Annotated in this window: 21 protein-coding genes; 15 read left to right on the forward strand and 6 right to left on the reverse strand. The window is 45.8% G+C overall.

The features are described 5' to 3' along the window. The 3 genes from sdhD to C2747_RS05850 form a co-directional block, all read right to left on the reverse strand. The gene (gene sdhD, locus C2747_RS05840; protein WP_215330695.1) at nucleotides 1-366 is read right to left on the reverse strand and encodes a succinate dehydrogenase, hydrophobic membrane anchor protein; all 366 of its coding nucleotides are present in this window, start codon (nucleotides 364-366) and stop codon (nucleotides 1-3) included. A 25-nt stretch (nucleotides 367-391) separates the two neighbouring features. After that, the gene (gene sdhC / locus C2747_RS05845) at nucleotides 392-811 is read right to left on the reverse strand and encodes a succinate dehydrogenase, cytochrome b556 subunit (protein WP_215330696.1); all 420 of its coding nucleotides are present in this window, start codon (nucleotides 809-811) and stop codon (nucleotides 392-394) included. Nucleotides 812-952: 141 nt separating this feature from the next. Next, on the reverse strand, nucleotides 953-1,690 hold the full coding sequence (locus C2747_RS05850; RefSeq protein ID WP_215330697.1) for a GntR family transcriptional regulator: 738 nt from the start codon (nucleotides 1,688-1,690) through the stop codon (nucleotides 953-955). A gap of 147 nt (nucleotides 1,691-1,837) precedes the next feature. Between C2747_RS05850 and C2747_RS05855 the strand changes: the two genes are divergently transcribed. Both C2747_RS05855 and C2747_RS05860 read left to right on the forward strand, forming a co-directional pair. Next, nucleotides 1,838-2,827, forward strand: coding sequence for a malate dehydrogenase (locus C2747_RS05855; RefSeq protein ID WP_215304181.1), 990 nt, complete (start codon nucleotides 1,838-1,840; stop codon nucleotides 2,825-2,827). Between the two features lie 12 nt (nucleotides 2,828-2,839). Beyond that, nucleotides 2,840-3,214, forward strand: a complete 375-nt coding sequence (locus C2747_RS05860) for a hypothetical protein (RefSeq protein WP_215330698.1) — start codon at nucleotides 2,840-2,842, stop codon at nucleotides 3,212-3,214. A gap of 83 nt (nucleotides 3,215-3,297) precedes the next feature. Here the strand turns inward: C2747_RS05860 and C2747_RS05865 are convergent, their stop codons facing one another. Both C2747_RS05865 and yaaA read right to left on the reverse strand, forming a co-directional pair. Continuing rightward, a complete protein-coding gene (locus C2747_RS05865) occupies nucleotides 3,298-4,509 on the reverse strand; it encodes a DUF2863 family protein (protein ID WP_215330699.1) in 1,212 nt (403 codons plus the stop codon). 11 nt (nucleotides 4,510-4,520) lie between these two features. Continuing rightward, nucleotides 4,521-5,297: a peroxide stress protein YaaA gene (gene yaaA / locus C2747_RS05870; RefSeq protein ID WP_215330700.1), complete on the reverse strand. Its 777-nt coding sequence runs from the start codon at nucleotides 5,295-5,297 to the stop codon at nucleotides 4,521-4,523. A 68-nt stretch (nucleotides 5,298-5,365) separates the two neighbouring features. On the opposite strand from yaaA, the gene C2747_RS05875 reads away from it, so the two are divergent. The 13 genes from C2747_RS05875 to C2747_RS05935 all read left to right on the forward strand — a co-directional run bounded on the left by C2747_RS05875 (nucleotide 5,366) and on the right by C2747_RS05935 (nucleotide 17,169). Continuing rightward, a complete protein-coding gene (locus C2747_RS05875; protein WP_215330701.1) occupies nucleotides 5,366-6,580 on the forward strand; it encodes a methionine aminotransferase in 1,215 nt (404 codons plus the stop codon). Nucleotides 6,581-6,609: 29 nt separating this feature from the next. Beyond that, entirely contained in the window at nucleotides 6,610-7,317 is a 708-nt protein-coding gene (locus tag C2747_RS05880) for a glutathione binding-like protein (protein WP_215333100.1), read from the forward strand. Between the two features lies 1 nt (nucleotide 7,318). Next, nucleotides 7,319-8,173 carry a 3-hydroxybutyryl-CoA dehydrogenase gene (locus tag C2747_RS05885; protein WP_215330702.1) on the forward strand — a complete coding sequence of 285 codons (855 nt, stop codon included), beginning with the start codon at nucleotides 7,319-7,321 and terminating at the stop codon, nucleotides 8,171-8,173. 56 nt (nucleotides 8,174-8,229) lie between these two features. Continuing rightward, nucleotides 8,230-8,709: a DUF3429 domain-containing protein gene (locus tag C2747_RS05890; RefSeq protein WP_251374702.1), complete on the forward strand. Its 480-nt coding sequence runs from the start codon at nucleotides 8,230-8,232 to the stop codon at nucleotides 8,707-8,709. A gap of 9 nt (nucleotides 8,710-8,718) precedes the next feature. Further along, a complete protein-coding gene (locus C2747_RS05895) occupies nucleotides 8,719-10,032 on the forward strand; it encodes a replication-associated recombination protein A (RefSeq protein WP_215330703.1) in 1,314 nt (437 codons plus the stop codon). Next, the gene (locus C2747_RS05900) at nucleotides 10,029-10,670 is read left to right on the forward strand and encodes a 2-hydroxychromene-2-carboxylate isomerase (RefSeq protein WP_215330704.1); all 642 of its coding nucleotides are present in this window, start codon (nucleotides 10,029-10,031) and stop codon (nucleotides 10,668-10,670) included. The genes C2747_RS05895 and C2747_RS05900 overlap by 4 nt, the downstream gene beginning before the upstream one ends. A 53-nt stretch (nucleotides 10,671-10,723) precedes the next feature. Continuing rightward, nucleotides 10,724-11,299 carry a peptidylprolyl isomerase gene (locus C2747_RS05905; protein ID WP_215330705.1) on the forward strand — a complete coding sequence of 192 codons (576 nt, stop codon included), beginning with the start codon at nucleotides 10,724-10,726 and terminating at the stop codon, nucleotides 11,297-11,299. Between the two features lie 37 nt (nucleotides 11,300-11,336). Continuing rightward, nucleotides 11,337-13,163 carry a bifunctional chorismate-binding protein/class IV aminotransferase gene (locus C2747_RS05910; protein ID WP_215330706.1) on the forward strand — a complete coding sequence of 609 codons (1,827 nt, stop codon included), beginning with the start codon at nucleotides 11,337-11,339 and terminating at the stop codon, nucleotides 13,161-13,163. A 9-nt stretch (nucleotides 13,164-13,172) separates the two neighbouring features. Then, nucleotides 13,173-13,733: an NUDIX hydrolase gene (locus C2747_RS05915; RefSeq protein ID WP_215330707.1), complete on the forward strand. Its 561-nt coding sequence runs from the start codon at nucleotides 13,173-13,175 to the stop codon at nucleotides 13,731-13,733. Between the two features lie 13 nt (nucleotides 13,734-13,746). Next, a complete protein-coding gene (gene aat, locus C2747_RS05920) occupies nucleotides 13,747-14,484 on the forward strand; it encodes a leucyl/phenylalanyl-tRNA--protein transferase (protein ID WP_215330708.1) in 738 nt (245 codons plus the stop codon). Beyond that, the gene (locus tag C2747_RS05925; RefSeq protein ID WP_215330709.1) at nucleotides 14,481-15,227 is read left to right on the forward strand and encodes an arginyltransferase; all 747 of its coding nucleotides are present in this window, start codon (nucleotides 14,481-14,483) and stop codon (nucleotides 15,225-15,227) included. The genes aat and C2747_RS05925 overlap by 4 nt, the downstream gene beginning before the upstream one ends. A 9-nt stretch (nucleotides 15,228-15,236) precedes the next feature. After that, the gene (locus tag C2747_RS05930) at nucleotides 15,237-16,271 is read left to right on the forward strand and encodes a quinone-dependent dihydroorotate dehydrogenase (RefSeq protein ID WP_215330710.1); all 1,035 of its coding nucleotides are present in this window, start codon (nucleotides 15,237-15,239) and stop codon (nucleotides 16,269-16,271) included. Nucleotides 16,272-16,350: 79 nt separating this feature from the next. Beyond that, the gene (locus C2747_RS05935) at nucleotides 16,351-17,169 is read left to right on the forward strand and encodes an IclR family transcriptional regulator (protein WP_215330711.1); all 819 of its coding nucleotides are present in this window, start codon (nucleotides 16,351-16,353) and stop codon (nucleotides 17,167-17,169) included. A gap of 28 nt (nucleotides 17,170-17,197) precedes the next feature. Here C2747_RS05935 and C2747_RS05940 read toward each other — a convergent pair whose 3' ends face one another. Then, the gene (locus C2747_RS05940) at nucleotides 17,198-18,238 is read right to left on the reverse strand and encodes a serine hydrolase (RefSeq protein ID WP_215330712.1); all 1,041 of its coding nucleotides are present in this window, start codon (nucleotides 18,236-18,238) and stop codon (nucleotides 17,198-17,200) included. Between the last annotated feature and the right edge of the window lies 1 nt (nucleotide 18,239).

Here is an 18,239-nt window from a genome sequence, read left to right on the forward strand (position 1 = left end):
TTACACTTTCCACAAAATTTGTACGGCATAAGCCGCACAGGCTACGAGATATAAAACAGTTAACACTTGAAGCGTTAGACGAATGCTGACAGGCTTGATGTAATCCATCCAGACATCACGAATGCCAATCCAAGCGTGATAGAACAAGCTGATGAAAAATAATAGCGTCAAGAGCTTCATGAACTGGTTGCTAAATAAGGCAGCCCAGCCCTCATAAGTCGCACTACCGGTGATGCAATAGTCCACCAAAAGAACGATCGTAAAAACTACCATCACGATGGCTGTGGCGCGCTGAATAATCCACTCTTTGAGGCCGTAATGGGCGCCAACAACTAAGCGCTTAGGTCCAATTTGATAAATAGGCATTCGATTTCCTTAAATAGAGAAGCGCTTAGTACAAGCCGAATAATTTGAGGCCAACAATCGCAGTTAGAGCAAGCCCTAAGCAAAATACGAAAATCGCAGAGCGGTTGGCATCAGCCTTTTCAACGCCGATCTCCAAATCCAGCAAGAGATAGCGAATTCCAGCACAAAAATGGTGCAAAAAAGACCAAATCAACCCAAGAAGAACAATTTTTGCTAGCGCATGACCGGTAATTGACTGAAAGGTTTGATAACTCATCTCAGAAGCTAAGCTTTGATCTAAGAGGTAAAGCAAGAATGGCAACATCAAGAACAGGGCAGCTCCACTGATGCGGTGAAGAATGGAAACTTTCCCAGCCCAAGGAAGGCGGTACTTGATCAACTGAGCAAGACCAATATTTCGGAAAACGGGTCTGTCTTTTTTTACATTTTGCTGTGCGTCAACCATGGGCAATCTCAATCTTTCGGTGGAGGTTCAGTGCGGTTTTGTTGTGTTGCAACATATTCTATTAGAAACCTGCGGTTGGTGGGGACTTTTTAGCGTTTAAGGGGGTTAAAAACTGGTTTTTGCTGATTTTGAGTGTACAACCTAGTTCAATTTATTATCGTAATGCTGGCCATCAGTGTCATATCTAGCGCGTCGAATTTCTACTGGTTTATTCCCGTAGGTAAAAGCCACACGCTCTACAGAAAGTAAGGCGGCACCCTCTGAAACTTGCAGGTATTTAGCGAGGTTTGGGCCTGCCAACACGGCCTTGATTTTTTCCTCTGCCCGAACCATATGCGTGGCATATTTAGACTCATAAAAGGCGTACATCGGACCAGGCCAAGCATTGAGAGTCTCTAAATTTAGACCCTTAAAGCGGGCCTCTGGTAGCCAAATTTCTTCAAAAACGATAGGTTGACCTGCAGAGCTTTGTACTCGGTCGATCCGAATAATCAAATCATCCGGCTTTAGCTCAAGCAACTGAGCAATATAGGGTTCTGATTTGATGTTCTCGCAGGCTAAAAACTGGTTTTTCAGAAGCAACTTCTCACCAGAATCCGGCTCTAAACGCAAAAAACGGTACTGGAAGTCTTCCTCTTGGTGAGTTGCCACAAAGGTACCCTTGCCCTGGCGACGTACTAGCAAGTTTTGGGCAGCTAACTCATCAATCGCCTTGCGAACAGTTCCCTGGCTCACCGCATAACGCGCTGCAAGCTCCATCTCACTAGGGATTGCATCACCGGGCAACCACTCAGAAGCCTGCAAACTCGCCAAAATCATGGCTTTAATCTGCTCATAAAGTGGGCTAAATGAAGCAATGGGTTCGGATATCAGGGACAAATTAGCTCCAGGACAACTGATGTTGGATAAAATTGAGGCTTATCTCATATCTTATATAAGACATGGTGATAGTGTAAATGGAAAAGCCCATACACTTGAATGGATAATAGAAAAATAGTTAATTAACCTCAACTGGAGTTATTAGTAATGGCAAAAGCCCCAATGCGTGTTGCAGTCACCGGTGCAGCCGGTCAAATCGGATATTCCCTCCTCTTTCGTATCGCTAATGGCGACTTGTTGGGCAAAGATCAACCAGTGATTCTGCAGTTACTAGAAATTCCAGACGAAAAAGCTCAAAAAGCCCTTGCTGGGGTAATGATGGAGCTCGAAGACTGTGCATTCCCCCTCTTGGCAGGCATGACAGCGCACTCCGACCCAATGACAGCATTCAAAGATATCGATGTTGCTCTATTGGTCGGCGCACGTCCACGCGGCCCAGGCATGGAGCGCAAAGATTTGCTCTCAGCCAATGCACAGATTTTCACAGCACAAGGCAAAGCATTGAATGCCGTAGCTAAGAAAACCGTCAAAGTATTGGTTGTTGGTAATCCAGCAAATACCAATGCCTATATCGCCATGAAATCTGCACCAGATATTCCTGCGAAGAATTTCACAGCGATGTTGCGCTTGGATCACAACCGTGCGCTATCACAATTGGCTAACAAGCTGAATAAGCCTGTTGCTGATATCGAGAAATTGGTGGTTTGGGGTAACCATAGCCCAACAATGTACCCAGACTATCGCTTTGCGACCATCGATGGTAAGTCTGTCAAAGACAGCATCAACGATGCAGCATGGAATAAAGACACTTTCATTCCTACTGTTGGTAAACGCGGCGCCGCCATTATTGAAGCGCGTGGACTTTCTTCTGCAGCATCTGCAGCGAACGCAGCAATAGATCATGTACGCGATTGGGTTCTCGGTACCAATGGTAAGTGGGTCACTATGGGTATTGCATCCAAAGGCGAATACGGTATCCCTGCTGAAGTAATCTACGGCTATCCAGTAGTTTGCGAGAATGGTGAATACAAGATGGTCGAAGGTTTAGAAATTGATGAGTTCTCTCGCGAACGCATGAACCACACGCTCAATGAATTGCTTGAAGAGCAAGCTGGCGTTAAGCATCTCCTCTCATAAGGATTTATACATATGAAGCAAACCCTTCTCATCACTAGCTTGCTTGTAGTCGGCCTTTTAGGTTCGGCCCCAGTCACTGCTAGCGAAGAAGTATCTACTTGGACTTGTAGCGAAAGTAAGCAATTTAAAACTTCAGGTACAACGGAAACGATTCGCCTTACCTGGGAATCCAAAACGTTTGACTTGAAGCGCGAAAATTCTCTACCGGGAAGCTTGCGTTACAAAAATGCCATCACTGGACACGATCTTGTAGTGTTGGGTAATAAGGCAATGCTGTTCAATATTAAGTCTGGAACTCGCCTGGCTGATTTTTGCCAAACAGCAGAAATGAAAACTGGCAAGCTCCCGCACTTGTTTGCAAATTCGGAGCCGTTTGTACAGAACTAAAAGTAGTGTTTCATAGTAAAAAAGCCGAGATATTCTCGGCTTTTTTATTGCTCTCTTTCGGTTTGAAAGCTGACTGAATTTACTTAATGAAACAAGGGTTGCTGCATCGGCGCATCATCTGGTAACTCAGCATGCACAGCATCACCCGATCGGTCAGGAAACAGCGGCGCTCCACAGTCATCACAAAGCTCTGGGTCAAAGAGCATTGCATGGCGGAAGACGTCTTCCACACCAGCATTACGAAGTGCGTCTGCAATTCGCTTCATCGGACTTTCATCGTCAGACAAATCATTGAGCGCATCATTGGCAACACTCTCACGATCATACAAAGGCCAAATTACTCCGTACACCACTTCAGCAGAGCCTTTTAAGCTAAAAGAAATTCGATACTCATCAGCCTGATCTTCACCGAACGCTCCCACAACGCAGGACAATCCAGCAGGCATCACACCGAGAGTGCTCTCAAGAAAATTCACGGCAGCTCGAATGCTCAATGGACGCACTTGTTTATCGGCCAACCGACAGTTGGTAAAGTACGCCTCTGGCAATAAAAGCTCAAACTCGCAACCCGGCAAGAGTGTAGCAATTAGTTCTTGCATCGCATTTTGCCAACCAATTAAGCTCATGCCGCGCTCTTGACGTGTTGGCGCCTCAGCTTGCCAACGGAACAAGGGCATGCCAGAAGGAGCGGCAACGGCTGCGATGATAAAACGTGGATCAGCTAAAACCGCAATGGTCTCTGACATATCGCGAAGCTCTATCTTTACTTCACTGGCAGTAATGGCGGCGCTAGATAAAGCCTCGGTTAGTAAACGCGTTTGGCAATGGGAGTGCGGCATTTGATCAATACTGTACAACCAGGGAACAATCGCTAAGCGTGTGTCCGTAGAAGCTATTGAACTATGTAATGCAGCGGCAGTAGATTCAATCACATTCACTGGTAATGCCCCAGAGGGAATCTGATAGCGGGTGTGAGCAACGATTGGTAAAGCCAATAGCAGCACATCCCAATGCTGACCCTCATGTTCCATGACTAAGGATTCGGCCAGCGTCTCCGCACAATCAGCAAGGACCTCGAAAGCTAGTGTATTAATGCGAAACGTTTGATCTAAGGAAGCATCGATTACATTTTGGTTTTGGCTTTTGAGCAGGCGCATTAAGCGAACATTTAAGCGCTCTTCCCAAAATTGATCTTCAATATGACTGCCAGAGGCCGCCAAAGAGATAGCGTCAGCTACAAGGCGCTCAACATCTGGTGAAGCGCGTTGCGAGGATTTAGTGCGATGAACAGCCATGGTGCACTCTCCTACTTTCTTTCAGGACGTCTAAATAAAGGTTTTTCTGGTTTAGATTCGGAGGCAACATATTTGTAACCATCCAAATTGAAACCCTTTAAATCTGCAGGATCCGTGATCCGATTTTCAACCACATAGCGGGCCATTAATCCCCTAGCTCGCTTGGCGTAAAAGGAGATGATCTTGTATTTACCATCCTTACCATCTTGAAATACCGGAGAAATCACCGGGCAATCCAAGTTTTTGGCTTGCAATACCTTGAAATATTCTTCAGAAGCTAAATTGAGAAGCACTGGTTTTTTTTGCTGCTCCAATACTTTCTTTAGTGAATCGGTCACACGCTCACCCCAAAAAGCGTATAGATCCTTGCCTCGAGCATTCTTGAGGGAGGTGCCCATCTCTAGGCGGTAAGGCTGCATTAAATCTAAAGGACGAAGAGCGCCATACAAGCCTGACAAGATGCGAAGATGATCTTGCGCAAAATCCATGGCTTTGGAATTCAGTGTCTTGACATCAAATCCGTCGTAGACATCACCATCAAAAGCATAAATAGCTGGTTTGCTATTGGCATCCGTAAATTTCTTAGACCAATCACGATAGCGGCCCACATTCAATGCCGCCAACTGGTCCGAGAGACCCATCAAATCAGCGACCTCTTGAGGCGAGAGCTTCTTGAGATCGGCTATCAACTTGGCTGATTCCGAGACAAACTCGGGCAAGGTTGGAGCTTTGACCTTGGCTGGGGTTTTGTAATCTAGGGATTTCGCGGGTGAAAGAACGATCAACATGGCACAATTTGAAGATGAATTTCTACCATTCTAGCGACTACCTCCCTTATTTGCCCTAAACCGCCTGAATGGACCAAAACATCGCCCTAAGCCCAGCATTTCCAAGTCGCCTACCCAAGGTAAGTACAACCGTGTTTACGATCATGTCAGCCCTCGCTGCCAAACATCAAGCGATTAACTTAGGCCAAGGTTTTCCGGATTTTCCCTGCGATCGAAAGCTGATATCCGAGGTTCATGCAGCCATGCTGGCTGATCACAATCAATATCCACCGATGATGGGAATTGCAGAGCTACGCCAGGGTGTGTCACAAAAAATATCCGCTTTATATGGTCATGATTACGATCCTGATACAGAGATCACCATTACTGCCGGCGGTACTCAAGGAATTATGACCGCCATTTTGTGCTGCGTCAGTCCAGGCGATGAAGTGGTCATCATTGAACCGGCCTACGATAGCTATCGTCCATCCATTGATCTGGCCGGAGGTAAAACTGTTGCCGTATCTTTGACCGCCAATCTTGATGATCAAGGTATGGTGAGTTCTTACTCAATACCTTGGGATGATCTAGCAAAAGCAATCAATACAAAAACGCGGCTCGTCATGATCAATACACCGCATAATCCAATCGGTATGGTGTGGCAGAAACCCGATCTTGAGCGCTTAGCAAATTTAGTCAGGGATACCAATGCACTCATCTTGAGCGACGAGGTCTACGAGCATATGGTGTTTGATGGACATCAACACATCAGCATTGCAAGTCATCCTGAATTAGCAGCGCGAAGTTTTCTAGTATCCAGTTTTGGCAAGACCTACCATGTCACCGGCTGGAAGATGGGCTATGTAGCGGCTCCTGCAGCGATGATGGCCGAGTTTCGTAAGGTGCATCAGTTCAACGTGTTTACAGTAAATACACCAATGCAATATGGCCTTGCTGAGTACCTCAAGAATCCAGATCACTACTTAGGATTGCCCACTTTTTATCAAGCCAAGCGGGATTACTTTCGTAAAGGTTTACAGCACACTCAGTTCAAGTTACTACCGGCGCCGGCAAGCTATTTTCAGTGTGTCAATTACACCGAGCTCGGCATCCCCCAGGCCAAGTTTAGCGAAGCCAATTTTTGCTCCTGGTTAACTACTGAAATTGGCGTAGCTGCTATTCCAATCTCTGCCTTTTACGCCAAACCAGTGGAGTCAGGTGTAATTCGTTTTTGTTTTGCTAAAGAAGAAAAGACGCTTTCAACAGCATTAGAGCGTTTACAAACCCTACAAATGAGGAATTAATCGTGGCGATAAGCAAACCCAATAAAGACATCATTGATGTTTACAGCTGGCCAACACCAAATGGACATAAGGTTCATATCATGCTCGAGGAGTGTGGCTATAAGTTAGGCAAAGATTGGATTGCACATCCGATTGATATTGGCGCTGGCGACCAGTTTAAGAAAGACTTCTTGGCGATCAGCCCAAATAACAAGATTCCAGCCATCACTGATCCAAATGGACCCGATGGCAAACCTATCCATCTCTTCGAATCCGGTGCAATCTTGCTATATCTGGCCGCGAAAACAGGAAAGTTTTTGCCTAAATCTACCCGAGGCAAATATGAGGTGCTGCAATGGCTCATGTTCCAAATGGGAGGCTTGGGGCCACTTTTAGGGCAAAACCACCACTTTCGAATTTACGCCCCGGAGAAAATTGATTACGCGATTAATCGTTACACCAATGAAGCTAAGCGCTTATATGGAGTAATAGATCACCAACTGAAAGATAATGCTTATATTGCTGGCAAAAGTTACTCTATTGCAGACATTGCTATCTTTCCTTGGACGCGTAACTGGAAGAACCAGGGTATTGATATCAATGAATATCCTCATTTCAAGCGTTGGTTTGAAATGATTGGTGAGCGCCCTGCCGTTAAGCGTGGCGTTGAAGTATTAACTGCATTACGCAAACCCTTGCACGATGACAAAGCAAGAGAACAATTATTTGGTTCATCACAGTATCAAAAAAGGAAATAGCATGAAGATTCAATCAGTCGGGGTTATTGGGGCGGGAACTATGGGCAATGGTATAGCTCAGGTCTGCGCAGTTGCTGGTCTTGATGTCGTCATGGTTGATATTAGCGATGCTGCCGTTGAGCGCGGCTTAAACCAAATTAGCAAAAGCTTAGATCGCTTAGTGAAAAAAGAAACGCTCACTAATGAGAATAAAGATGCAGCACTCAAACGCATTGAAGGTAGCACTTCATATACTGACCTCAAGGGACTGCAATTAGTCATTGAGGCTGCTACCGAGAACCAAGCTGTCAAAGAAAATATTTTGAAGCAGGTTGATGAGATCGTCAGTAAAGAAACTATTATTGCTACGAACACCTCTTCACTTTCTATCACCAAACTTGCAGCTTTAGATTCCAATCCAGGTCGCTTCATTGGTATGCACTTTTTTAATCCGCCGCCGCTGATGGCATTGGTAGAAGTGATTCGAGGCTTGCAAACCTCAGACACAACCCACGCCGCCATTATTGAAATGGCCAAGCGCATTGGTAAAGAGCCTATCACTGTGAAGAACTCTCCCGGCTTTGTGGTGAACCGTATATTGCTTCCAATGATTAATGAAGCCTTCTTTGTTCTTCACGAAGGCCTTGCAAGCCCTGAAGATATAGATGCCGGTATGAAATTGGGTTGCAACCAGCCTATTGGGCCACTTGCCCTCGCAGATTTAATTGGTCTTGATACCTGTTTGGCTGTGATGGAAGTCTATTTTGAGAACTTCAGCGACTCTAAATATCGACCCTGCCCACTGTTGCGCGAGATGGTTGCCGCCGGCTACCTCGGTCGCAAGTCCGGTCGCGGCGTCTTTACCTACGATCAATGATTTTGTAATTCACCATCTACTCTCCGCCACCGACCAATCCAGATAAAGAAGTTTTTGTGAACCCACTGCCTCCTCTAGTTACTAAATTAGCCTATGCCGGTCTAATTCCTTTTGTTGGTCTTGCGCTGATGGTGCAGCTTGCGCCAACACCACTAAATTATTTAAGCGGGGAGTCACTGGCTGGTTACGGGGCGGTAATCACTGCATTCATGGGTGCCTTGCATTGGGGCGCCAATCTATATAAGCTAGGCAAAATACCTAGCGGCGATCGGTGGGGAGACCGCAATGCATGGATCTGGGGTGTAACACCAGCCCTAGTTGCCTGGCTCGCGCTACATATTTATATACCAGTTGGTATGGTCATCTTGGCTTCAGCATTAGTGATTCAGCGCAATATTGATAAAGAAACTTACCAATATTATTTTTCCAATGAAGAGGCGTTGAATGCATTTATCACCTTACGAAATCGCCTCACATTCGTTTCTGCTGGGTGCTTGATTTGGGCAGCATTGGTTATTTTGTTTGTGCAAAATTAAATAAGCGTTATGGGCAATCTATTTGATCAAGCACCTCCGCCACCTTTAGCGGAAGTCTTACGCCCAAAATCTATAGAAGAAGTAATCGGACAGACGCATCTTTTAGCAAGTGGTAAACCACTTAGTCTTGCTTTTGGATCTGGTAAGCCACACTCGATGATTCTCTGGGGTCCGCCCGGAGTTGGTAAAACTACGCTGGCAAGACTTTCGGCAAAAGCCTTTGATCGAGAATTTATCGCCATTTCAGCTGTGCTTGCCGGGGTAAAAGAAATTCGGGAGGCTATTGAACAAGCTCAGCAGAGCATGTCTCAATATGGCAGACAAACTATTTTGTTTGTAGATGAGATTCATCGATTTAATAAAAGTCAGCAAGATGCCCTTTTGCCGCATGTTGAGTCAGGCCTATTCAACTTTATTGGCGCTACCACTGAAAATCCTTCATTTGAAGTGAACTCAGCCCTACTCTCACGCGCACAAGTGTATGTACTGAAATCATTAAGCGCTGTGGAGCTCAAGCAGTTATTTGATCGTGCATGCCTTTATGCGATGCCTGATATTTCTTTTGATCCAGATGCAATCGATAGTTTAATTTCACATGCGGATGGTGATGCTAGGCGATTATTAAATTTAGTGGAGCAAGTGCGCAATGCTATCTCAACACCAAACTCTCAGATTCGCACAATAGATCAGCAGTTCATTGAAAACGCTTTAACAGTCCAGGCTCGTCGTTTTGATAAAGGTGGGGACCACTTTTACGATCAAATATCTGCTCTGCATAAATCAGTACGCGGCTCCAATCCTGATGCTGCGCTGTATTGGTTTTGTCGAATGATGGATGGCGGTGCCGACCCCCGATATCTTGCACGCAGAATTATTCGCATGGCCTGGGAAGATATCGGACTCGCTGACCCCAGAGCAATGCAACTAGCAAATGATGCAGCTCAAACTTTTGAACGACTTGGCTCACCCGAAGGTGAATTAGCACTCGGTCAAGCCGTTGTCTATTTGGCAATTGCCGCTAAGAGTAATGCAAGCTATAACGCTTACAACGCAGCAAGAGCTTATGTTGCTAGCGATCAAAGCAAGCCTGTACCCAACCATTTACGTAATGCCCCAACCAAGCTCATGAAAGAGTTGGGCCACGGCAAAGAATACCGTTATGCACACGATGAGCCCCATGCCTATGCTGCTGGAGAAACTTACTTGCCCGATGGTATGGCAGAGCCTCATTGGTACCAGCCAGTTGATCGGGGCCTAGAAAGTCAGATTGCCGAGAAAATGGCCTTCTTGCGTAAGTTAGATGAGGAGTCGAAACAGAAATGAGCCAAGATCCAGTAGATGAAAAACGGATTAAAGGGACGTTCTACTACGACATCATTTCTCCATTCTCTTATTTTTATATTAAGCAACGCCATCGTCTTGAAAAACGAATCGATATTAAACCCGTACCTATCTTATTGGGTGGCTTACTCCGCGCAACTGACAATCGCGGACCTGGTGAAGTGGAAGCCAAGCGCCCTCATACCTATCAATATTGCGTATGGCTCGCTGAAAAATTAGGCCTCCCTTTTCGCTTTCCAGAGCACCACCCTTTTCTCACCGTTGCAGCACAGCGTTTGCTAGTTCAGCAAAATGCTCAATGGGATATGGTTGAGCGCGCTTTTGAGTATGTCTGGGTAGAGGGTAAAGATCCCAATTTATCTTGGCCAGAGTTTTGCCAATACCTTAGCTTAGCTGCAGACACTCCCAAACCAGATAGGCCAGAGGTTAAAGCTAAGCTCATTAGCAATACAGAGAGAGCAAAAGCAGATGGGGTATTTGGTGTGCCTACCCTTGTGATCACTGGGCATGCTTTTTGGGGTGTCGACACTATTGATTGGGCCTTAGATTATCTAGATAGGCCGAATATGTTTGAAGAAGCTACTTATTACTATGCCGGTCAAGTTCCCTTTGGGCTTTGAGCAATACAATCTAATCAACTATATTTTTCACTCGATTCTTAAGGATACTCAGTATGCGCAAAATTATTGCTTCCCTATTTTTAGTTTCCAGCCTCATTGCTAGTGCCGCAAGCTTTGCTGGCCCTAAAGTTGAATTTAAAACCACCATGGGTAATTTTGTTGTTGAGCTGGATTCAGTAAAAGCACCAAAAACTTCTGCTAACTTTTTGAACTATGTAAACAGTGGTTTTTATAACGGTACGATTTTTCACCGTGTGATAGATGGCTTCATGATTCAGGGGGGTGGATTTACTTCGGACTTGACACAAAAACCAACTAATTCGCCTGTGGCTTCAGAAGCTCAAAATGGCCTGAAGAATCAAACTTACACCATCGCTATGGCACGTACTTCTGACCCCGATTCAGCAACAGCCCAGTTTTTTATCAACGTTAAAGACAACGAAGGCTTGAATTATCCAAATGCTATGGGTAATGGCTATACCGTTTTCGGCACAGTCGTTTCTGGCACTCAAACCATCGACGCTATTCGTAAAATCCCAACCATGGTGGCATCATCACCAAAAATGGGTCGCATGTCAGACGTACCTAGCAAGACTGTCACGATTGAATCAGCTACTGTTTTAAAGTAATTACTACTAGCTTATTTGAGCACTGACGACCAACAGCATGATATTGCTTGATGATGCCCAAAGTACCATAGCAAACCCAAGTAGTCGCCTGTATGAGTATGCGCTCCAGCTTTGGGCTATCTATCCTCAGTCCAGCCATGCGCAGACAATTGCAGCCGTAGATCAATGCCTGCAAGATATCAATACCGCATTAGCCCGGGGAGAATACGTTGTCGCTGCGTTTGCTTACGAGCTAGGTCTATACATACACAATATTGACCGACCAGCTCAACGTGAAGGTAAAAAGCACCCATTAATACAGGCATGGTCCTTTAAATCTTACGAAAGATTTAGCAAGGCGGATGTCGATGCTTACATTGAAAAAAAGATAGCAACTTTAGAGCCCGAAGCGCAAGTTGCGGGTGTGGCTAATCTTGTTTTTTCCCTAGACCAAGAGAAGTTCACCTCTGATATTCAGAGTATTCAAGAGTACATCCGCAATGGCGACACATATCAAATTAACCATACCTTTCGGATTACGGGTGAAGCCTATGGAGACCCACTCTCTCTGTATGCTAGATTAAGGGAGCGTCAGCCAGGAAGATTTGGCGCATTTATTGCGCAAGACTCGAACTTTATCTTGTCCCAATCACCCGAATTATTTATCCAAAAGCAAAGCAATACTTTAAAAGCCATGCCGATGAAAGGCACTGCTAGCGCATTAAATGATTCAGCCGAGCATTTATCAGCAGATGCAAAGAATCAAGCAGAAAATGTCATGATCGTCGATTTATTGCGCAACGATCTGAGTCGACTTGCTCTACCAGGAACAGTCACCGTACCCAAGCTATTTGAGGTGACTCAGTACGGTGATGTACTGCAAATGACATCGACAGTTCAAGCTGAGATCAAGCCTGACATGCAATTGCGCGATGTTCTCAATGCGGTATTTCCTTGCGGATCCGTAACGGGCGCTCCCAAGAAGCGCAGTATGGAAATTATTCAAGAATTAGAACCACAAGATCGAGGCTACTATTGTGGCGCACTGGGCTGGATTGATCCTGATGGTGACTTTGCGTTTAGCGTTCCTATTCGCACCCTTGAAATGAATCTGGATGAAAAAACACATGCCTCACCTTTTTCTTTAGGCATTGGCGCCGGCATTACGATTGACTCTGTGCCTGGGCAGGAGTGGGAAGAATGTCAAATTAAAGCTGCGTTCTTGAGTAAGCTACCCAGTGAAATAGGATTGTTTGAAACTATCTTGGTCCGCCAAGGTCAGGCTCAGCATGTACAAGCTCATCTAGCACGCTTGGCTAATTCTGCTTTAGCGTTTGGCATACCCTGCTCAGTGCCAGACATAATGAAAGTGATTGAGCTTGGTTGTGAAAGCTGCTCAAGAGATACTGAGTATCGATTGCGTTTGAATCTCGATCATCTAGGAATCGCAAGTTATCTAATAGCCCCCATCAGCCCATTACAAGGCTCGGTAAAAATCTTTTGGGCGGGGGATATTCTGCCCAATCCAAGCACGGCGATCCTGCACTCTGGCAATATTTTATTAAGGCATAAAGTGAATGTTCGAAATGTTTATGACCAAGCCTGGAGAATGGCAGAGGATCATGGTGGCTTTGACGCCCTATTTACCAATGAGCAAGGCTATGTCACCGAGGGTGGAAGAAGCAGTGTTTTTATAAAATCTGGAGATCGCTGGCTTACGCCCCCCGTATCTGCAGGTCTGTTACCAGGGGTTATGAGATCGATCATATTGAACGATTCCCGGTGGAATGCCCATGAGGTCAACCTGACTATTGATGATATTCAAAATGCAAAAGAGATTATGCTTAGCAATGCCTTACGCGGTCTCATCCCCGCCCATTTTTAGAAAGTCCGCATGAAGTTTTGCTCGCACTGTGCAGCGCCTATCAGCATCAAGATTCCTGCGGATGATTCGCGGGAGCGCCACGTCTGCAACTCTTGCGGAAGCATTCATTATTTCAATCCACGTAATGTAGTTGGCAGCATCCCCGTCTTTGGCAAGCAGGTTTTATTGTGCCGTCGTGCTATACAACCTCGCCATGGTTACTGGACTCTGCCTGCTGGATTCATGGAGCTTGGTGAAAGTACCAGCACTGGGGCAGCACGTGAAACACATGAAGAGGCTGGCGCTATTGTTCAGATCGGCCCACTCTACTCGCTTCTCAATGTGCCACATGCCGAACAAGTACATCTTTTTTATCTAGCCTCGATGAGTTCGCCAAAATTTCAGGCAGGTGAAGAGAGTCTAGAGGTTGCTCTATTTGATGAGCAGGATATTCCATGGGATGACATTGCTTTTCCAACGGTAAAGCAAACTCTGGAGTGGTTCTTTGCTGATCGTGCTGCTGGGGTATTTGATTCTGGCAATGAATTTAGTGTTCGCAGCAGAGATATTCTGCCAACTGAAAAAATCTAAGCAACACATACTCATGAGTAACATCAACTGGCTAGGGTCTCAGGATGAATTTCCCAATCCAATTCATCATTCAGATCCTGACCCGAGTGTCCCCGGTTTAATTGCAGTCAGTGAACGGATATATCCAGGACAGCTAGCTCGCGCATATCAAATGGGTATCTTTCCCTGGTATTCCGATAATCAACCAGTGTTGTGGTGGTCACCCAATCCCCGGATGGTATTAAAGCCTGATCACTTTAAATGTCATGACTCGCTGAAGAAATCGATTCGTCATTTTTTATCCGATACACGCAAAGAAATCTGTGTTGATGATGACTTTAGTGCCGTTGTCCGCTCTTGCGCAACTGCAAACCGCAAGGATCAGGATGGCACTTGGATTACCCATGAAATTATGGATGCCTACACAAATCTTCATGAAGAGGGTCATGCTCACAGCATTGCTATCATGGAGGATGATCGCTTAGTGGGCGGCCTCTACTGCGTCTCATTTGGCGGGATGGTTTTTGGTGAATCGATGTTTAGCCATCAAACAGATGCCTCAAAAATTGCCTTAGCTGCCCTTGCCGCCTGGTGCGAGCAAAATCAAGTCGGGATGATCGATTGCCAGCAAGAGACCGCTCACCTCAATTCTTTAGGGGCTGCACCCATTTCTCGCGATGAATTCCTAGTGGATCTGCAAGTTGCTTTAAATCAAACTAATATAGAGATTCCCTGGAAATTTGATAAACAGATTCTTGGTCACTGGTTATGACTCAACTTAAAGAGCTTCCTCTTACTGAACTGCAGTTTTATGCAACTGCACCCTATCCCTGTAGCTACCTACCGGGTAAAACTGCGCGCTCACAAGTTGCAACACCCTCACACTTAATACATGCTGATTTATATAGTGAGTTGGTAAATGCCGGATTTCGTCGCAGCGGTTTATACACCTACCGACCTTATTGCGATGAATGTAATGCCTGTACTGCTACGCGCATTCCTGTGAAGCAGTTTTTACCTAACCGCAGTCAAAAACGCGGCTGGAAAAAACATGCTGGACTTGACGTTCGCGTTCTCAATCTAGGCTACCAAGAAGAGCACTATCAACTCTATCAACGCTATCAACATGAACGTCATGCTGGCGGGGATATAGACCAAGACGATCAAGATCAGTACATGCAGTTTTTATTGCAAAGCCGGGTGAACTCCAGAATTGTTGAGTTTCGGGATGGTCCTCATGATTCACATCCAGGACGCCTGCGCATGGTCAGCATGATTGATATCTTGGATCAAGGAATCTCTTCGGTTTACACCTTCTTTGATACCAGTAATGCCTCTGCAAGTTATGGAAGCTTTAGTATCTTGTGGCAAATTCAGCAGGCTCTGGAATTAGACCTTCCCTATCTCTACCTTGGTTACTACATTGAGCAGAGCGAAAAAATGTCCTATAAGGCAAAGTTTCAGCCTATCGAGGGCTTGATCGACGATCACTGGCAACCTATCAATGGGTCATAATATCTACTCATGATTGATAGTTACCCTCTTTTGCGCCCCTGGCTTTTTTCTTTAGATCCAGAGCAAGCCCACAACCTCACCATGAGCAATCTAGACCGTGCTGAGCGCTGGGGTTTATTGCGCTACTTGATCGATCAGCCAGCCCTAGATCCACGTACATTGTGCGGCATTACTTTTCCAAATCCAGTAGGGCTTGCTGCTGGCCTCGATAAAGATGGTCGGCATATTGATGCGCTGGGGACCCTAGGCTTTGGTTTTTTAGAAATTGGTACTGTTACCCCAAAACCGCAACCCGGTAACCCAAAACCTCGCATGTTTCGTTTGCCACAAGCCCAGGCTCTGATCAATCGCATGGGCTTTAATAATGATGGTGTTGATGCTTGCGTAAAGCGCGTTCGCAATTCCACTTATTGGCAGAATGGCGGCATTGTTGGTCTCAATATCGGCAAGAATGCGAGCACCCCAATCGAAAATGCTGCAAGCGATTACCTCACTGCCATGGAAGCAGTCTATGAGGTGGCCTCGTACATCACCGTCAATATCTCATCACCCAATACCCAGAATTTGCGCGCTCTCCAGGGTGAGGATATGCTGCGCTCTTTGCTGCAATCACTGCATATTGGGCGTGAAGCTTTGAGTGATCGATTTGGTGTATGCAAACCCCTCTTTTTAAAAATTGCACCTGACCTTGAGCAAAATGATATCAAGCTCATTGCTGATCTCTTGGTGGAATTTAAGATTGATGCCATTATCGCTACCAATACAACGATTGCCCGAGATGCTGTCCAAGATCTTGAATTTGGCAAAGAAGCCGGCGGCCTCTCTGGGGTGCCTGTTCGTCAGGTCTCTACGCAAGTAGTCAGAAGCCTCAAAGGGTATTTAGGCGATGCCATTCCGATTGTTGGCGTTGGCGGCATTATGAATGGTAAGGATGCCCAAGAAAAGCTTGCTGCTGGTGCCAGCCTAGTTCAAATTTATAGCGGCTTAATTTATCGGGGTCCAAAGTTAATTTCTGAGTGTGCTACTGCCCTAAAGGGTCGTTAGGCTTCAAAAAGTGCTTTTTAAGTATTGCAATGGTATTTCATATTGTGCAATTTGAGCAAAAATCGCTACAATTGACAGCATGGCATTGAATAAATCAGAAAAAGCTACAAAATCACCAGGTGAAGCTGGCAAAACAGCAATTCAGGTGGTGGAACGCCTGATGAACCTGCTTGATGCCCTTGCATCCCACGAAGAGTCCAGTAGCCTTAAAAACCTTGCAGAAGAGACTGATTTACACCCCTCCACAGCTCACCGCATTCTCAATGACTTGGTAGCCTGCCGCTTAGTAGAACGTGGCGATGGTGGCACTTATCGTCTTGGCCTGAAGCTACTTGAGCTGGGTAACCTCGTCAAAGCCCGTTTATCGGTCCGTGAGGCAGCGCAAGGACCAATGCGGGCATTGCACAAGCTTACCGGCGAAACCATCAACCTATCTGTTCGCCAAGGAGATGAGATTGTTTATATTGACCGTGCCTATAGCGAACGATCAGGTATGCAAGTGGTTCGCGCTATTGGTGGTCGCGCACCGCTCCACCTGACATCGGTTGGCAAACTATTTCTGGCCAGCGATGATCCAAGTCAAGTTCGCGCTTATGTCACACGCACTGGTTTAGCTGGCCACACTAGAAACAGCATTACCGAATTGGGAAAATTAGATTCAGAACTCAATCAAGTTCGCAAGTTAGGCCATGCCAGTGACAATGAGGAGCTAGAGTTGGGTGTCAGTTGCGTAGCAGCTGAAATTTATGATGACAGTGGCAAGTTGGTAGCAGGACTCTCATTGAGCTCGCCTACCGATCGTATTCAGGCGGACTGGCTTAAGCTACTTCAAGATACTGCATTGCAGATTTCTAAGGGGATGGGTTACAAACCCAAGATCAGCGACCCTCATTCTTAAAACTCAATCTTGCTTAGAAATGTAATTCCTACATTAAGCGACGAATTGCCTGAGGCTCACCTATTGGCATGCGCTCATACCAATCGCGCACTCTCACGGCATCAGCAAAACGCGATTGCGTTCCAACGGAATCCAAGAAAACCAGTAGTAGGGGTGTGTTGTTCACGCGGGCCTGCATCACCAAGCACTTGCCTGCTGCATTAATAAATCCTGTTTTTTGTAAACCGATATTCATATCACCTGCACGCACCAAGCGATTGGTATTGAGGAACTTCTGTGGGCGCTTGGCAATCACCATAGTCAAATCTGGCCAGGTAGAAAACTCACGAATCATTTTGTATTGATAGGCGGCACTCAGCATACGGGTGAGGTCTTCTGCCGACGCAACGTTTTCACTCAAGAGGCCAGTAGGATCGGCAAAATGCGAATGTGTCATCCCAATCTCTTTTGCCTTACGATTCATGGCGTCTATAAATGCAGAGATGCCGCCCGGGTAGTTTCGTCCCAGCGTATAGGCTGCGCGATTCTCAGAGGACATTAGCGCCAATAACAGCGCCTCCTCTCTCGTCAATACAGTTCCCCCAGCAAGACGGGACGTGCGATATATATTGACGTCATCCGCATTAATGACAATAGTTTCATCTAGGGGTAATTTAGAATCCAGCACCACCATCGCAGTCATCAGCTTAGTAATAGAAGCGATCGGCAAACTGACCGAGGAATTCTTTTCGAAATACACCTCTTTAGTATCTTGATTAACCACCATAGCTACACTGGACTTCAAACTCAAATCGTCATGTTGACCGCGCAAACCCAGTGCCGTTGCAAATGAGGGTCTTGCTGAAACAACAGGCTCGCTTGGACGAGTAACAGTAGTCCTGACTGTTTTTTGCTTTTTAGAGGATTTAACTACCTTCTTAGACTCTGATTTCACAGATATCTTTGCTGGCGCCTTGGCGGACTTTGTAGTTTGAGAATCGGAGTTGGCTGCAATTACCGGAAAGGAAGTAGCTGCTCCAAACGAGATTAGACAGATGAAGGCAGCGAGCCAAAAACGATTCAAATACATC

The sequence above is a fragment of the Polynucleobacter corsicus genome, assembly GCF_018688255.1.
Lineage (GTDB): Bacteria > Pseudomonadota > Gammaproteobacteria > Burkholderiales > Burkholderiaceae > Polynucleobacter > Polynucleobacter corsicus.

What these genes read in the sequence shown, in the direction of transcription:
- C2747_RS05930 (WP_215330710.1), top strand. Translation starts at nt 15,237, where the DNA reads ATGATTGATAGTTACCCTCTTTTGCGCCCCTGGCTTTTTTCTTTAGAT.
- C2747_RS05875 (WP_215330701.1), top strand. Translation starts at nt 5,366, where the DNA reads ATGGACCAAAACATCGCCCTAAGCCCAGCATTTCCAAGTCGCCTACCC.
- C2747_RS05925 (WP_215330709.1), top strand. Translation starts at nt 14,481, where the DNA reads ATGACTCAACTTAAAGAGCTTCCTCTTACTGAACTGCAGTTTTATGCA.
- C2747_RS05865 (WP_215330699.1), bottom strand. Translation starts at nt 4,509, where the DNA reads ATGGCTGTTCATCGCACTAAATCCTCGCAACGCGCTTCACCAGATGTT.
- C2747_RS05905 (WP_215330705.1), top strand. Translation starts at nt 10,724, where the DNA reads ATGCGCAAAATTATTGCTTCCCTATTTTTAGTTTCCAGCCTCATTGCT.
- C2747_RS05895 (WP_215330703.1), top strand. Translation starts at nt 8,719, where the DNA reads ATGGGCAATCTATTTGATCAAGCACCTCCGCCACCTTTAGCGGAAGTC.
- aat (WP_215330708.1), top strand. Translation starts at nt 13,747, where the DNA reads ATGAGTAACATCAACTGGCTAGGGTCTCAGGATGAATTTCCCAATCCA.
- C2747_RS05855 (WP_215304181.1), top strand. Translation starts at nt 1,838, where the DNA reads ATGGCAAAAGCCCCAATGCGTGTTGCAGTCACCGGTGCAGCCGGTCAA.
- sdhC (WP_215330696.1), bottom strand. Translation starts at nt 811, where the DNA reads ATGGTTGACGCACAGCAAAATGTAAAAAAAGACAGACCCGTTTTCCGA.
- C2747_RS05935 (WP_215330711.1), top strand. Translation starts at nt 16,351, where the DNA reads ATGGCATTGAATAAATCAGAAAAAGCTACAAAATCACCAGGTGAAGCT.
- C2747_RS05860 (WP_215330698.1), top strand. Translation starts at nt 2,840, where the DNA reads ATGAAGCAAACCCTTCTCATCACTAGCTTGCTTGTAGTCGGCCTTTTA.
- C2747_RS05900 (WP_215330704.1), top strand. Translation starts at nt 10,029, where the DNA reads ATGAGCCAAGATCCAGTAGATGAAAAACGGATTAAAGGGACGTTCTAC.
- yaaA (WP_215330700.1), bottom strand. Translation starts at nt 5,297, where the DNA reads ATGTTGATCGTTCTTTCACCCGCGAAATCCCTAGATTACAAAACCCCA.
- C2747_RS05915 (WP_215330707.1), top strand. Translation starts at nt 13,173, where the DNA reads ATGAAGTTTTGCTCGCACTGTGCAGCGCCTATCAGCATCAAGATTCCT.
- C2747_RS05910 (WP_215330706.1), top strand. Translation starts at nt 11,337, where the DNA reads ATGATATTGCTTGATGATGCCCAAAGTACCATAGCAAACCCAAGTAGT.
- C2747_RS05940 (WP_215330712.1), bottom strand. Translation starts at nt 18,238, where the DNA reads ATGTATTTGAATCGTTTTTGGCTCGCTGCCTTCATCTGTCTAATCTCG.
- sdhD (WP_215330695.1), bottom strand. Translation starts at nt 366, where the DNA reads ATGCCTATTTATCAAATTGGACCTAAGCGCTTAGTTGTTGGCGCCCAT.
- C2747_RS05885 (WP_215330702.1), top strand. Translation starts at nt 7,319, where the DNA reads ATGAAGATTCAATCAGTCGGGGTTATTGGGGCGGGAACTATGGGCAAT.